10 protein-coding genes, 1 tRNA gene and 4 pseudogenes are annotated in these 14,784 nt (G+C 67.4%); 7 read left to right on the forward strand and 8 right to left on the reverse strand.

The features are described from left to right. Positions 1 to 148 precede the first annotated feature (148 nt). Positions 149 to 541 carry a response regulator gene (locus tag ASF52_RS09280; protein WP_056171103.1) on the forward strand — a complete coding sequence of 131 codons (393 nt, stop codon included), beginning with the start codon at positions 149 to 151 and terminating at the stop codon, positions 539 to 541. A 124-nt stretch (positions 542 to 665) separates the two neighbouring features. Here the strand turns inward: ASF52_RS09280 and rpsU are convergent, their stop codons facing one another. Both rpsU and ASF52_RS09290 read right to left on the reverse strand, forming a co-directional pair. Continuing rightward, positions 666 to 986 carry a 30S ribosomal protein S21 gene (rpsU, locus tag ASF52_RS09285; RefSeq protein WP_056171108.1) on the reverse strand — a complete coding sequence of 107 codons (321 nt, stop codon included), beginning with the start codon at positions 984 to 986 and terminating at the stop codon, positions 666 to 668. 229 nt (positions 987 to 1,215) lie between these two features. Then, positions 1,216 to 2,430 carry a polyhydroxyalkanoate depolymerase gene (locus ASF52_RS09290; RefSeq protein WP_056171112.1) on the reverse strand — a complete coding sequence of 405 codons (1,215 nt, stop codon included), beginning with the start codon at positions 2,428 to 2,430 and terminating at the stop codon, positions 1,216 to 1,218. 493 nt (positions 2,431 to 2,923) lie between these two features. Between ASF52_RS09290 and ASF52_RS09295 the strand changes: the two genes are divergently transcribed. Both ASF52_RS09295 and ASF52_RS22515 read left to right on the forward strand, forming a co-directional pair. Continuing rightward, entirely contained in the window at positions 2,924 to 3,580 is a 657-nt protein-coding gene (locus tag ASF52_RS09295; RefSeq protein ID WP_056171114.1) for a glutathione S-transferase family protein, read from the forward strand. A gap of 125 nt (positions 3,581 to 3,705) precedes the next feature. Further along, positions 3,706 to 4,353: pseudogene (locus ASF52_RS22515) on the forward strand (IS5 family transposase). Positions 4,354 to 4,863: 510 nt separating this feature from the next. Here the strand turns inward: ASF52_RS22515 and ASF52_RS09305 are convergent. The 3 genes and pseudogenes from ASF52_RS09305 to leuC form a co-directional block, all read right to left on the reverse strand. After that, positions 4,864 to 6,011 (reverse strand): annotated as a pseudogene (locus tag ASF52_RS09305) (IS3 family transposase). Between the two features lie 479 nt (positions 6,012 to 6,490). Then, positions 6,491 to 6,575: transfer RNA gene (locus ASF52_RS09320), tRNA-Leu, on the reverse strand. A gap of 151 nt (positions 6,576 to 6,726) precedes the next feature. Beyond that, on the reverse strand, positions 6,727 to 8,139 hold the full coding sequence (gene leuC, locus ASF52_RS09325; RefSeq protein ID WP_056171123.1) for a 3-isopropylmalate dehydratase large subunit: 1,413 nt from the start codon (positions 8,137 to 8,139) through the stop codon (positions 6,727 to 6,729). Between the two features lie 297 nt (positions 8,140 to 8,436). On the opposite strand from leuC, the gene ASF52_RS09330 reads away from it, so the two are divergent. From ASF52_RS09330 to ASF52_RS09345, 4 genes are all read left to right on the forward strand, one after another. After that, a complete protein-coding gene (locus ASF52_RS09330; RefSeq protein ID WP_056171124.1) occupies positions 8,437 to 9,447 on the forward strand; it encodes a 2-hydroxyacid dehydrogenase in 1,011 nt (336 codons plus the stop codon). Further along, entirely contained in the window at positions 9,444 to 10,367 is a 924-nt protein-coding gene (locus ASF52_RS09335; protein WP_244473760.1) for an AprI/Inh family metalloprotease inhibitor, read from the forward strand. The genes ASF52_RS09330 and ASF52_RS09335 overlap by 4 nt, the downstream gene beginning before the upstream one ends. A 90-nt stretch (positions 10,368 to 10,457) precedes the next feature. Further along, positions 10,458 to 11,207 carry an oxygen-dependent tRNA uridine(34) hydroxylase TrhO gene (gene trhO, locus ASF52_RS09340; protein WP_056171127.1) on the forward strand — a complete coding sequence of 250 codons (750 nt, stop codon included), beginning with the start codon at positions 10,458 to 10,460 and terminating at the stop codon, positions 11,205 to 11,207. Between the two features lie 11 nt (positions 11,208 to 11,218). Then, complete coding sequence (locus ASF52_RS09345) at positions 11,219 to 11,449, forward strand: SlyX family protein (RefSeq protein ID WP_056171141.1); 231 nt, start codon at positions 11,219 to 11,221, stop codon at positions 11,447 to 11,449. A gap of 263 nt (positions 11,450 to 11,712) precedes the next feature. On the opposite strand, the pseudogene ASF52_RS23715 reads toward ASF52_RS09345, so the two are convergent. From ASF52_RS23715 to ASF52_RS09360, 3 genes and pseudogenes are all read right to left on the reverse strand, one after another. Further along, positions 11,713 to 12,963: pseudogene (locus ASF52_RS23715) on the reverse strand (efflux RND transporter permease subunit). Next, positions 12,958 to 14,226, reverse strand: a pseudogene (locus ASF52_RS23720) (efflux RND transporter permease subunit); the annotation flags it as partial. The pseudogenes ASF52_RS23715 and ASF52_RS23720, both read right to left, overlap by 6 nt. Before the next feature lie 32 nt (positions 14,227 to 14,258). Next, positions 14,259 to 14,784, reverse strand: a 526-nt coding sequence (locus tag ASF52_RS09360) for an IS3 family transposase (protein WP_156630022.1), incomplete at its 5' end; no start/stop codon positions are given.

Here is a 14,784-nt window from a genome sequence, read left to right on the forward strand (position 1 = left end):
CAGCATCACTCACAGAGAATCAGCGCTCGAACCGATTGTCTCCTCGATCGGTACCAACGCACGCCGTCGCGCCGACGACCTGCCTTCGATTCAACCCCGACTTCGCTTCAACAGAGCCCGACTTCGCTTCAACAGAGAAGGAGACTTCATGGCCCAGCCCCTGCCAGATTGTCCGATCGCCCTCGTGGTCGAGGACGACGCTGCCGTGCGCGACCTCGCGACGGCCGTGCTCGAAGAGAGCGACCTCGATGTCATCGCCTGTGACAGCGCCGAGGCGGCGATCTCCGTGCTCGAACGCTCCGGCGGCAACGTCGCCCTGCTGTTCGCAGATGTACGCCTCGGCGCCGGCATGGACGGAATCGACCTCGCCACGGCCGTCGGGCGCCGGTGGCCGGACGTGCGGGTGGTGCTGACCTCCGGCGGCGACGCCAAGGGTGCCGGGCGTATCCCGAGCCGGGCGGTCTACATGCAGAAGCCCTGGCGCGCCCTCGACGTCCTGGTCCAGGCCGAGCACGCCACCGTGGCGGTCCGCGCAGCCTGAGTTCTCACGCACCGCCGCTCATCCCTGCGGCGGTACCGTTCCGACAACGAAAAAGCCCGACCGCGAGGCGGCCGGGCTTTTTCGTGACCGGGTCCGATCCTGAAGGGATCGAACCGACGGGATTTCAGGATGCGGCGCCGCCGACGGGGGGCAGCACGGTCGGGGCGGTCGGGGCGAACGGCGAACCGCCCGGGCGACGCGGCGCACCGGCACCGAAACGGGGCTTCGGCTTCGGAGCGGCGATCAGGCCCTCGCGGATGGCGGTCTTGCGCGCCTGCTTGCGGGCGCGGCGGACGGCCTCTGCCTTCTCGCGAGCCTTGCGCACGGAGGGCTTCTCGTAAGCCTTGCGCTGCTTCATCTCGCGGAAGATGCCCTCGCGCTGCATCTTCTTCTTGAGGACGCGGAGAGCCTGATCAACGTTGTTGTCGCGAACGAGTACCTGCAACGGTCTAGATCCTCTGAGACATAGGTTTGTTGAACAGCGCCGATCCCGGGGCCAATCGCGGTCCTGGAAGGAGGATGGAACCGACAAATGCCCCGGACCCGGAATTCTCTTCCGGGCGGGACGTCGGTCGGACGGCCTCGAATCGGCGCAGAAACTGCACTTGGGTGAGGCTCATACACGAAGCCTCCGCCACTTCCAACCGCCGGCACGCGATTCCGACGTCGATGTGTCAGGCGTGCGACTGGATGAAGTTGCGCACCAGCGGATAGGTCTGGCTCTCCCACTTCCGGCCCGAGAACACGCCGTAATGGCCGACGCCCGCCTGGAGGTGATGGCTCTTCATGTGCGGCGGCAGACCCGTACACAGGTCGTGAGCCGCCATTGTCTGGCCGACCGCGCAGATGTCGTCGCGCTCGCCCTCGACGGTCATCAGCGCGGTACGCCGGATCGACCGCATGTCGATGGGGTTGCCCCGGTAGGTGAGCTCGTTCTTGGCCAGGGTGTAATCCTGGAACACTGTCCGGACGGTCTCGATATAGAACTCCGCGGCCAAATCGAGGACCGCGAAATACTCGTCGTAGAACGTTTCGATCTGCTGCGCCTTCTCGGTCTCGCCGTTGGCGAGATGCCAGAACAGATCGGCGTGACCCTGCATGTGGCGCTTGGCGTTCATGGAGACGAAGGCCGAGACCTGCATGAAGCCGGGATAGACCCGTCGGCCCGCCCCCTTGTGGCGCTGGGGCACGGTGGCGATGAGATTCTTCTCGAACCACGCGATGGGCTTCGAAGTGGCGAGGTGGTTCACCGAAGTCGGACTGATGCGGCAATCCACCGGTCCGGCCATGAGGGTCATGCTGCGCGGGTGCGCGACATCCTTCGACTGGGCCATCACGGCGGCGGCGGCCAGAGCCTGCACGGCCGGCTGGCACACGGCGACGAGGTGGGCACCCTCGCCGATGGCGCCGAGGAACTGCACGAGGTGATCGACGTAGTCGTCGAAGCCGAAGGCACCGGCTTCGAGGGGCACGTCTCGGGCGTTGTGCCAGTCGGTGATGTAGACGTCGTGGTCGGCGAGCAACGTCCGCACGGTGCCGCGCAGGAGGGTGGCGAAGTGGCCCGACAGGGGCGCCACAACGAGGACCGGCGGTTGCGGCGTGTCGACGTCCTTGCGGAAGCGCAACAGGGTGCCGAACGGCGTGGCGAAGACGGCCTCCTCGGTCACGGCGACCTCGCGGTTGCCCACCGTGACGGTGTCGATGCCGTAAGCGGGACGCGTGAAGGTCAAGCCCGCGCGCATCATCATGCGGGCGCCAGCCGACCACCAATTCATCGGCTCGCGGTATCCGGCGGCGGTCCAGGGTGAGACCGCGTCGTGGACGAGTCGACCCCACGCACGGGTCTGCTCGGCCAGATCCGTCTGGGCATCGAAGGCACGATAAAGCATGAAGCCTGAACTCCTACACGAACGACCGGATCGCGGAACGTCCGCAGAGGACGGACCAGGCAAAAGGCCCGCCACCGATGGGGCGCTAGGCTGAGCCAGGCGAGCGATCAACGCAACGGGCCTGCCGAGCGATCCCCCGGGGCTGTTGTACACCTGCATCACCGACGCCCTCCGGTCCGAACCGATCCCGCCCCTCGACTCCCGGGCAGAAAAATAGTGCACTCCCGCACCATAGTGCCCGTTCGATTGTGCGAGCATTGCACGGCGGCGCAGCGCGGATCCGCCATGACGTCTCGGTTCCGGCATGACATCTCGGCGGCTCACCCTGCCGAAGCGTTCACGCTTTTGCCCGGATCGGGGCCGGCGAGGCACGATCTCCACTCCGTGGCCCAATCGGCTTGCCGTTCTCGCGGTTCGGCACGAGTCTTGGATCGCCACCAGCCTCGGCCCGTGTGCTCCGCACGCGGTCGACCAGAAACACCGGGGGACCCCCATGCCAGCGGCGACACTTACCATCTCGAGTCGCAACTATTCGTCGTGGTCCCTGCGCGGCTGGCTCGTCTGCCGGATGGCCGGCCTCGACTTCGAGACGGAACTGCTCTCGGGCAACGATGCTTCGACCCGGGCGGAGCTGCTCCACCTCTCGCCGTCCTTCCTGGTGCCGCGCCTGTGCCACGGCGAGATCGTCGTGTGGGACACCCTGGCCATCGCCCAATACCTCAACGAGATTCGACCGGAGGCCGGGTTCTTGCCGAAGGACGCCGTGGCGCGGGCGCATTGCCGGTCCATCGCGGGCGAGATGCATGGCGGCTTCATCAACCTGCGTTCGGCCCTGCCGATGAATCTCAAGGCCCGCCACACCGGGTTCAAGATCTTCAACGGCGCGCGCGGCGACATCGACCGGATCGTCACCATCGTGGACGAGTGCCTGTCGCGCTATTCCGGCCCCTACCTGTTCGGGGAGACGCCGAGCCTGGCCGACGCGATGCTGGCCCCCGTCTGCACCCGGTTCGTGACCTACGACGTCCCGGTCTCTGGCGCGACCGCGGCCTACCGCGACACCATCCTCGCCTGGCCCCTGATGCAGGAATGGCTGGATTCGGCCCTGGCCGAGCCCGACGAGATCGAAGAACTCGACATGGAGTTCTAGGGAGGCAGCTCATACAGCCGATTGCCGCTGCTCGGGTACTCTGTCTTAGGTTTGAAGTTTCCGGTCCCGGAGAATCGGGGGGGGGGGGCAAGGGCTGTCGACGCTCGGATGACGTTTGGGCGTGGATCGAACCGCACCTGCCCCACGGTCAACCGGGTAAAACTCGGGTCAATTAAAGACAAGTCATCGGTCAGTAACCTGCACGTCCTGAAGATGGGTACCGGTGGCAGGTTACGCCCTCGGTTTACGGCTCGCGACACGACGGTCCACGATCACTACAACGGGGGCTCGCAGCGTAGGGTCCGGCAGTGCCTGTTTCTCAGAACAGCGCCAAAGGCCGCATGTCCGACGAGCGGATGCTCGATGCCGTGCACGCGAAGGCAGACCGCTCGGCATCCGGCGAAAAGGTTAAGACCGGAGCCAGACGATCGCCCGCTCGCGCGGCGGTTCGAGGAGTAAAGTCCAATGCTTGGCCGAGCGGTCTCCCTGACGCTCGGCAACGTGTCCGACATCAGTGGAACGCTGCCGCTGCTTCGGGCTGTCGTCCCACCCAGACGTCTGATCGCCGACAAAGCTTACGACGCACGGAGCCCGAGGGATTGGCTGAAGCGCCACCGGGTGAGTGCCGCCATCCTGCAACGGCCACCCGAACCATGGCCTTCGAGTTCAATCGGATCGCCTGCCTGCAGCGCACTCGGATCGAGCGCTTGTTTGGACATCTCAAGAATTCGCGGCGTGTCGCAACCCGCTATGATCGCTTGTCCTGCAACTAACTGGCGGCCGTTGCGCTCGTATCCTACTTCGTCGCACAGGCCACAATGAGTCCCCTACTAACCTTCCGGCTACCCATTGCCGACACGATGCAGTAGCCTCTCAGTCGGCTCGGTCCAAAATACCGGCCAAGTCACTGGGGAACTCGCGATCAGAAGCAGCACGCAAGAAAAGCTGATGCTTCACCGCGATAGCTTGGAGCGGTCGGCGGGAATCGAACCCGCATATTCAGCTTGGGAAGCCCTGATAGGTCTCTGATTTTCAAGGGCGACGTTCCCTGTGTGCGTCCGTTCAAGGTCTCTCTGTTCACGGGCGCGCATGACACCGGACCGCTCCCACCACGGGTGACCAGAAACGCAAAAAGCCCCGCCCAGCCGGAGCCGAGCGGGGCGAAACAGGCAGGTTCCGGCGGGGAATCCTGGTGGTCATCCTCTCGCGAGAGCTGGAAGGCTTGTGGCCGGTTCCTCCGGCCGGAGTAGGACTGGCCTGCTGCCGGTTCCGTGGACACGCTCTTAAGCTAATTGGGCCTGTTTTTCGAACTCGATCGGGCTGACGTAGCCGAGGGTCGAGTGCCGGCGGGCCGGATTGTAGAAGCGTTCGATGCAGTCGAACACGTCGGCCCGAGCCTGGTCCCGCGAGCGGTATGTCTTTCGAGCCGTCCGTTCGGTTTTCAGCGACGAGAAGAAGCTCTCCATCGCGGCATTATCCCAGACGTTTCCGGATCGGCTCATGGAGCAGGTGATGCCGTGATCCGCCATGAGGCGCTGGAACGGTTCGCTCGTATACTGGCTGCCCTGATCCGAGTGATGCAGCAGGGGATTCGGCTTGCCCCTGCGCCAGCCAGCCATCAGCCTAGCGTCGGTGACGAGTTGGGTTGTCATGCTGGCCTGCATCGACCAGCCCACGACCCGACGTGAGAACAGGTCGATGACGGCCGCCACGTAAAGCCAACCTTCCGCCGTCCAGATGTATGTGAAGTCGGCGATCCACTTTTGGTTCGGCCGATCCGGTTCGAACTGTCGATCCAGGATGTCGGGGGAGACGACGGAGCGCTCACCATCATCCTTGGGCAGGCTGCGCCGTCGTGGCCGGGCCCGCAAGGCGTTCTCTCGCGTGAGCCGCTCAATCCGATGTAGCCTGCAGTTGATGCCGTCCGCGAGCACGTCGTGCCAGATCCGACGCGCTCCATAGGTGCGGTCGCTTGCCGCGAAGCTCGCCCGCACCTTCGACAGGATCGCGGCGTCGTCCTGGACTCGCCGGCTTGCCCGCCGGGTGAGCCAAGCATGGGAGCCGGACCGGGAGACGTCGAGGGCGTTGCACATCCACGCAACCGGTCAGATCGAGCGATGCTTGACCACGGAGGCGAACTTCATATCGCATCACTCGCGAAGTACGCCGCGGCCTTGTTTAGGCTATCGCGCTCCGCCTTCAGACGGGCGACCTCTTTACGCAGGCGCTCGATCTCGACCTGCTCGGCCTTCATCTGCCCAGGACCGGGAAACGCCTCGGCCGGATCGGACGAGAACTCCTTGATCCATTTGCGCAGGACGTTCTCGTGCACGTCCAGATCACGGGCAGCTTGCGCGACCGAAACGCCCCGCTGCTTGATCAGCCGAACCGCCTCGACCTTGAACTCTCGACCAAACTTGCGAGGCTGCACCCCACACCTCCGCTTCCATCATGAAACCCAGACTGGGTGTCTACGGAACCGGCGGCAGGCCACTACGAGGGTTCGATACGCCTCCCCAGCGAGCGCCACCGTCTCCTTGTGGGTGAGCCGCTTTGGTCCCTCGCGCACGGAACGCCAAACACCCTCCGGGTACGCAACGGCTACCGCCTGACGAGCCTTCGCCTCTTGAGGGTCTCGGGTCCGCAGGGAGGTGCGAACATCCGCATCCTTGGCCGTGATGGTCTTCTCGACCACGCTATCCCCCATTGGAATAGCGAGGAGCCGTCCGCGAACCTTCGGCAGCACGTCAGCCGAGATGCGCTGGATGAGTTGGTGGGCGGTGCTGCCTTGCCGCTTCATGGGGCGCGGCATCCGAAGGGGCATGTTGAACGCATCTGTTGAACAGTCAGATGCGGAGAAAACCCTTCAAGATCAAATGCTTTTTGCGGATCAGCGGCTTAGCCAACTGATGGTGCCCAGGAAAGGACTCGAACCTTCACCTCTTGCAAGACTGGTACCTGAAACCAGCGCGTCTACCAATTCCGCCACCTGGGCCTGTCGGGGCCGCGTGCGGCGCCGACGTGGGTTCGTTTAGGCGGCGCGGGGGCACCCGTCAATCGTGATTTTGAGGTGGCGCACGAAACGGTCGGTCCGGTCCGCGTCGGGGCGCGGCGTCCCTGCGGACGCCGCGCCGTGTCGCCTGCCCTCAGGCGCTCGGCCAGTCGCGGATATCGACGAAGTGCCCCGCCACCGCCGCCGCCGCCGCCATGGCGGGGGAGACGAGGTGGGTGCGGCCCCGGTGGCCCTGACGGCCCTCGAAGTTGCGGTTGGAGGTCGAGGCGCAGCGCTCGTTGGGGCTGAGGCGGTCGGCGTTCATGCCGAGGCACATGGAGCAGCCCGGCTCGCGCCAGTCGAACCCCGCCGCCTTGAGGATGCGGTCGAGGCCTTCCGCTTCGGCTTGGGCCTTCACGATGCCGGACCCCGGCACCACCATGGCGGAGACACTGGCGTGGACCTGGCGGCCCTCCACCACCTTCGCCACGGCGCGCAGATCCTCGATGCGGCCGTTGGTGCAGGAGCCGATGAACACCCGGTCAATGGCGATGTCGGTGATCTTCGTGCCCGGAACCAGCCCCATGTAGTCGAGGGCCTTCTCCTTCGACTGGCGCTTGTTCTCGTCGAGAATCGTCGCCGGGTCCGGCACGGCGCCGGAGATCGAGACCACGTCCTCCGGGCTCGTGCCCCAGCTGACGATGGGGGGGAGGTTCGCCGCGTCGAGCCGCACTTCGCGGTCGAAATGCGCGCCTTCGTCCGAGACCAGGGTCTCCCAATAGGCGCGCGCACGCGCGAACGCCTCGCCCCGCGGGGCCTTCGGACGCCCCTCGACATACGCGAAGGTGGTGGCGTCGGGCGCGACGAGGCCGGCGCGCGCGCCGCCCTCGATGGACATGTTGCAGATGGTCATCCGGCCCTCCATCGAGAGGGCGCGGATGGCCGAGCCCGCATACTCGATGACGTAGCCGGTGCCGCCGGCCGTGCCGATCTCGCCGATGATCGCCAGGATGATGTCCTTGGCCGTCACGCCGGGCGGCAGGGTGCCGTCCACGGTGACGCGCATGTTCTTCGCCTTCTTCTGCAGCAGCGTCTGGGTGGCGAGCACGTGCTCCACCTCCGAGGTACCGATGCCGTGGGCGAGCGCCCCGAAGGCGCCGTGCGTCGAGGTGTGGCTGTCGCCGCACACGATGGTCTGGCCCGGCAGGGTGAAGCCCTGCTCGGGGCCGATCACGTGGACGATACCCTGGCGCCGGTCGAGGGCGTCGTAGAACTCGATGCCGAAGTCGCGCACGTTCTCGGCGAGCGCCTCCAGCTGGATGCGGCTCTCCGGGTCCTCGATGCCGAAGCTGCGGTCCGAGGTTTGGACGTTGTGGTCCACCACCGCCAGGGTCTTCTCCGGGTGGCGCACCCGGCGCCCGGCGACGCGAAGCCCCTCGAACGCCTGCGGGCTCGTCACCTCGTGGACGAGGTGGCGGTCGATGTAGAGGAGGCTGGTGCCATCCGGCTCGACATCGACGACGTGGTCGTCCCAGATCTTGTCGTAGAGGGTGCGCGGCGCGGTCATGATCGGGCTGTCTTCGCGTTTTCTGAACGGGCTTGGGAGACGGGCTTGGAAGACGGGCTTGGGCACCCGGTTCTCCCTTTAGTAGTATTCCAGACCGTCCGGCGAAAGTGGGGCGCCCGTCCCCTCTGGCGGATGGCTGCGGCGCGGTTTTCGCATATCGGCTCGGACGATGCCGGGGTGGGGCGGCGGGCGTCGGCTGTGGGGACCCGCGCCGGCTCACTGGACCGGTCCCGGCCCAAGTCCTAAAGCGGAAGGGCACCCCGCCGGGGTCGCGCACCGGAGTCCCGAAGGTCCGCCATGACGCCCGTCGATCTGCTGCTGCTCAAACCCATGCAGCCGAGCGTGATGGAAGCCCTGGCGACGCGCTTCACCCTGCACCGGGCCGACACGGCTCCGGACGCGGAGGCGTTCTATGCCGAGATCGGCCCGCGCATCCGCGCCATGGCGACGGGCGCGCAGGCGCCCGTGGACGACGCCCTCCTGGCGCGCCTGCCCAACCTCGAGATCGTGGCGAGCTTCGGCGTCGGGTACGATACCATCGACACCGCCGCGGCCGCCGCACGGGGCGTGGTGGTGACGAACACGCCCGACGTGCTGTCGGACGAGGTCGCCGACCTCGCGATGGGCCTGCTGCTCGCCACCTTGCGCCAGATCCCCCAGGCGGACCGCTACCTGCGCGCGGGCCACTGGCCGACCCGGCCCTACCCCCTCACCCCCACCCTGCGCGGGCGCACAATCGGCATTCTCGGCCTCGGGCGCATCGGCCGGGCCATCGCGACGCGGCTCGAAGGCTTCGGCGTCGCCCTCGCCTATCACGGCCGCCGCCGGCAGCCGGAGGTGTCCTACACCTATCACGCCACGCTGCTCGGCATGGCCCGGGCCGTCGACGTGCTCCTCGTGGTGGCGCCCGGCGGACCGGAGACGGACGGCCTCGTCGACGCCGCCGTGCTGGCCGCCCTCGGTCCGGAGGGGATCCTGATCAACGTGGCCCGCGGCAGCGTGGTGGACGAGGCCGCCCTCATCGCGGCCCTGCGCGACGGGACGATCCTCGGGGCCGGGCTCGACGTCTTCGCACGCGAGCCGCACGTGCCGGCCGACCTCGTCGCCCTGGATCACGTGGTGCTCCTGCCCCATGTCGGCTCGGGCTCCGTCCACACCCGCGAGGCCATGGGCCGCCTCGTCGTCGACAACCTGCTCCACTGGTTCGACGGCCGGGGACCGCTGACGCCGGTGCCGGAGACGCCAGTGCGGGAGACAGCGGGGCGGGAGACACCCGGGCCGGAGACGTTTCGGAGCGCGGGCGCGTGAGCCCCCGCGCGCCGGCCCGCATCCTCGGTTTCCTCTCGGTCCTCACGGTGGGCGGCGCGGTGTTCGCGCAAGCACCGCAGGTTCAGCAAGCACCGCAGGTTCAGCAACCGCCGCAGGCTCCACAACCGCCGCAGCCGCCGCTAGAGGCCTCCCCCCCTCAGAATCCGCAGGGCGTGGCCGCGCCCGAGGTCGCGCCCGCCGCGCCCTTCGTCGAGAGCCTGCCGAAGGACATCGCCGGGGTGCCGGGCACCTGGGACCTGTCGCGGGACGGCAGCACCCGGCGCTGCGTCATCACCCTGTCGAGCGAGAGCGGCGAGGCGGGGCGGCGGCTGTCCTTCCCCGCCGGGTGCCGCCGGGCCCTGCCGGTGCTCAACGGCGTCGCCGGCTGGCTGTTCACCGACGGCACCCTGCGCTTCGTCGACAGGAACGTGCGGCCGGTCCTGCCCTTCACCCGCCGGCCCGACGCGCGCAGCCTCGCCGCCACCACCGAATCCGGCGAGCAGTACAGCCTCGTCCCCCTCCAGATCCTCGCCATGCTGCCGGCCGTGCCGGAGCCGGCGCGACCGGAATCTGCCGCGTCCCGGTCGGACGCCCAGCGTCCGGCGGCACCGGAGACGGACCTGGGCGGCGAGCCGCCGCCGGCCGGGATCTATACCCTCGACCGGTACCGCGACCCCGATACCTGCCGGCTGGAGCTGACGCCGGCCCGGCCGCCCGCCCCGGTCCGCATCCTCGAGGGATGCCGCGACACCGGGCTCGGCGTGTTCAATCCCGTGTCCTGGCAGTTCGCGCGGGGGCGGCTCACCCTCACCGCCCGGCGCGGGCATACGGTCACGCTGATCCCCACGGGCGACGGGCGCTGGCGCCGCGACCCGGAAGTCGGCACCACCTTCATCCTGCGCCGGGTCGTGGCCCCGTGAGCTGGGTCGCGGCCCCGTGAGCCGGGTCGCGGCCCCGTGAGGAGGCCGCACGGGTTTGCCCCATGCGCGGCCCCGGATTATGCCGACGCGATGCTCACCGTCGCCGCCCTCTATCGCTTCGTCGATCTGCCCGATCCGCTGGCGCTGCGTGCCTCCCTGGAAGCCCTGTGCGGTGGCCTCGGGATCACCGGCACCCTCGTGCTCGCCCGCGAGGGCATCAACGGCACGGTGGCGGGGGCGGCGCCGGCCATCGAAGCCTTCCTCGACGCCCTGCGCACCCGAGCGCCGTTCGGCGCGCATTTCGGCGCCGTCGAGGTCAAGATGTCCTCGGCCGAGGCCCCACCGTTCGGGCGCCTCAAGGTGCGGGTGAAACCCGAGATCGTGACCTTCGACGGCGGAGCCACCCATCCGGCCCTGGCGCCGGCGAGTCCCGTGGCCCCCGAGGCCTGGAATGCGCTCCTGGACACGCCGGGGCTGCTGCTCATCGACACCCGCAACGCCTTCGAGGTCGCCCTGGGAAGCTTTCCCGGGGCCGTCGATCCCGGCACGAGGCGGTTCAGCGAGTTTCGCGCCTACGTGGACGGTCTCGACCCGGCGGCGCACCCGAAGGTGGCGATGTTCTGCACCGGCGGCATCCGCTGCGAGAAGGCCGGAGCCTACATGCGGGCGCGCGGCTTTTCCGAAGTCCACACCCTGGCGGGCGGGATCCTGCGCTACCTCGAAACGGTGCCGGATGCGCAGAACCGCTGGACGGGCGACTGCTTCGTCTTCGACGGTCGCATCGCCCTCGGCCCCGCCCTGGTCGAAAGGCCAGACCACGCTCCGGAGACACTGCGATGATCGACCCGGCGATGCGCGATCCGGCGACGAGCGACCCCGATCTCGGCACCCGCATCGACGCCCTCGAGATGCGCCTGACCGAGCAGGACGCCGTCATCGACGACCTCAACGCCACCATCACGGCGCAGTGGCGTCAGATCGATGCCCTGTCGCGGCGGATGGCGAAACTCGTCGAGGAGGTCGAGGAGGCGGGCCACCGTCCCGGTTCGAACGCGCCGGAACCACCGCCGCCGCATTATTGAGCGCGCCTTCCCGCACCGGTCCTTCGCGATACGGATCCCTTCGTCGATTGGGCCCGAACCCATGCTCATGCGTACGGGCGACACCTTCCCGATGACGGACCCCATGCTCGGTGACGGATTCCATGGGCGCCCGTCCGCGAGGGCGGGCACGCCGTGCGAGGCGCGATCCACATGGGCGGCCCTGCGCGTGCCGATCGCCGGGCAGAGCCCCCCACCCCGGAGGGGACGGGCACCGGCCTCGATCGATCGCGACGGAGGTCGTCTCAGGGGCCGAAGATGCGAGCCGTCAGTTTCGATTTCGCCAGGTCGCGAAGGCACACGTAGAAGATCGGGGTGAAGATCAGTCCGAAGACTGTGACGCCGACCATGCCGAAGAACACGCTCGTTCCGATGGCGTGGCGCAGTTCGGCTCCGGCGCCCTTGGCGATCATCAGGGGGACGACGCCGAGGATGAAGGCGAGGGACGTCATCAGGATCGGTCGCAATCTCAGGCGGCCGGCTTCGACGACGGCGTCGACGATCGATCGCCCCTGGTTCTCCAGGTCGCGGGCGAACTCGACGATGAGGATGGCGTTCTTGGCGGCGAGGCCCACGAGGACGACGAGGCCGACCTGGGTCAGGATGTTCTGGGTCAGGATGTTCTGGGTCAGGATGTTGTTGTCCTGTCCCATCCACAGGACGCCGCTGATGGCCGACAGCAATCACATCGGCACGATGAGGACGACGGCGAGCGGCAACGTCCAGCTTTCGTACTGCGACGCGAGGACGAGGTAGACGAAGACGACGCTCAACAGGAAGGTGACGATGCCGCCTCCGGCGAGGCGTTGCTGATAGGACAGCTCCGTCCACTCGATCGCGAACCCTTCCGGCAACGTTCGGGCGGCGATCTCGTCGACGAGGGTGAGCGCCGCATCGGAACTGACCGCCGGGACGGCCGAGCCTATGATCTCGGCGGTCGGGAACAGATTGTACCGCGGCACGCGATCCGGCGCACTCTGCGTGCTGAACGACGCGACCGAGTCGAGCGGCACCATGGCGCCGGTGTCGCTTCTGGCCTTGAGACGGCCGATCTGTTCGACGTCGAGGCGGCTCAGTCCCTCGGCCTGGGCGATCACCTGATACGTCCGCCCGGACAGATTGAAGTCGTTGACGTAGGCGCTGCCGAGATAGGCCTCGAGGGTCGAATGAACGTTCTGAACCGGCATGCTCAGCATTTCGGCCTTGGTGCGATCGACGTCGACGAAGAATTGCGGCGCGTTGGTCGAGAACGGCGTGAACGCGAGCAGGATGCGGGGATCCGCCTTCAGCGCCGCCAGCAGGTCGTCGGTCGCGCGCGCCAGCGCGACGGGGCCGTTGTTGTTCAGGTCCTGAACTCGGAGCGAGAAGCCGCCCGAGGCTCCGATCCCCGGATGGTCGGTGGGGCGATGACGGTGATCTGCGCGCCGGTGATGTCGGCGACGCGTCTGTTCACTTCGGCCCGGATCGACGCCGCGGACTTCGCCGGACCGGAGCAGCCTCGCGAAGACAGTGGCCTTGCCGCCGGTGTGGGGGTGATGCGGCTTGAGAAGGAGGCCGGCCAGGGCCGGACTGAGCGAGAGCGAGTTGAACGCCGAGATCAGCGTCGCGACCGAGATCACGACGGCGAACTGCCGGAAGAATTCGCCCGAGATGCCGACGATGAACATCGTCGGCACGAAGACCGAGGTCAGTACGAGCGCGATGGAGATGAGGGCTCCGCCGACCTCGTCCATGGTCTTTCGGGCGGCGTCCTTCGGCGACAGGCCTTCGACGATGTAGCGCTCGACGTTCTCGACCACGACGATGGCGTCGTCGACGACGATGCCGACGGCCAGAACCAGGGCGAACAGGGTCAGCGTGTTGATGGTGTAGCCGAGCATCGCCATGGCGGCGAACGTGCCGACGAGCGACACCGGGATCGCGAGCAGCGGAATGACGGTGGCGCGCACGTTCTGCAGGAAGACGATGACCACAAGGACGACGAGGGCGATGGCTTCGTAGGTCGTCACTTCGAGCGCCTTGATCGACGTGCGTACGAAGAACTCGATCGGATTGTAAGTCATTCGGAATTCGACGCCCGAGGGCCGATCGCGCTCCAGCGCCGCCACCGTGGCCTGGATCGTTTCGGAGCCCTGGAGCGCGTTCGTGCCCGGGCGCTGGAAGACGAGCAGGGCGACGGCGGCCGAGTCGTTGATGTAGGCGTTGGTGCCGTAGTTCCGTGCGCCGAGTTCGGCGCGGCCGACATCCCTCAGCCGGACGACGCGGCCGCCGTCGGTGTTGCGGATGATGAGATTCTCGAATTCCTCCGGCTGCCGGAACCGGCCCTGCACGGTAATCGAGGGCTGGAATACCCGGCCGGAGGGCGCGGGAGGCTGCGCGAGCACGCCGCCGGCGACCTGGACGTTCTGCGCGCGGAGCGCGTCCACGACCTCCATCGCGGACATGCCCATCTCCGAGACCTTGTTCGGATCAAGCCATATCCGCATGGCGTATTCGCGCGCGCCCACCGGCTGAACGCTGCCGACGGTGGGCAGCCGGCTCAGCACCGGCACGACGCGTTGAAGCGCATAGTTCGACAGATAGAGCCGATCCCGGCTCCGATCGGGCGAAACGAGTTGCACGACGAGCAGGAAGTCGGGGGCGTTCTTCGCCACGGTCACGCCGATGCGGCGGACGACCTCCGGGAGGCGTGGCTGGGCGAGGGCCACCCGGTTCTGCACCAGGACCTGCGCCTTATCGAGATCGGCGCCGACGCGGAACTGATCCTCCCCCGCTTTCGCGGACACGGGGTTTAGCTTGCATTCCGCTCGGCTTGCTCGGGCGTGATATAACCGAGCGCCGAGTGGATGCGCTGCCGATTGTAGTAGCCCTCGATGTAGGCGAACAGGTCGCGTCGGGCCTCGTCCCGGGTCGCCCCTCGTCGTTGGTGGACGAGTTCGACCTTGAGTGTGTGGAAGAAGCTTTCCATGGGAGCATTGTCGTAACAACAGCCCGTACGGCTCATGGAGGGCGTCGCCTTCATGTCGGCAAGCTGCTTTCGGTAGGCCTCGGCGGCGTATTGGCTGCCGCGATCCGAGTGACAGATGAGCCCAGCGGCCGGTCGCTGCCGTTGGGTGGCCATCATCAAGGCGGCCGATGTCAGCTCGGTCCGCATGTGGTCGCGCATGGACCAACCGACGATTCTTCGCGTGGCGAGATCGAGGACGGCGGCCAGGTAAAGCCAGCCCTCTCCGGTGGGGAGGTAGGTGATGTCGGCGAGCCAGACCGTGTTGGGCAATGCCGCCGAGAACTGCTGCTTCAGGAGGTTGGGCGCGATC

The organism is Methylobacterium sp. Leaf112 (genome assembly GCF_001423295.1).
In the GTDB taxonomy this organism is placed as follows: Bacteria; Pseudomonadota; Alphaproteobacteria; order Rhizobiales; family Beijerinckiaceae; genus Methylobacterium.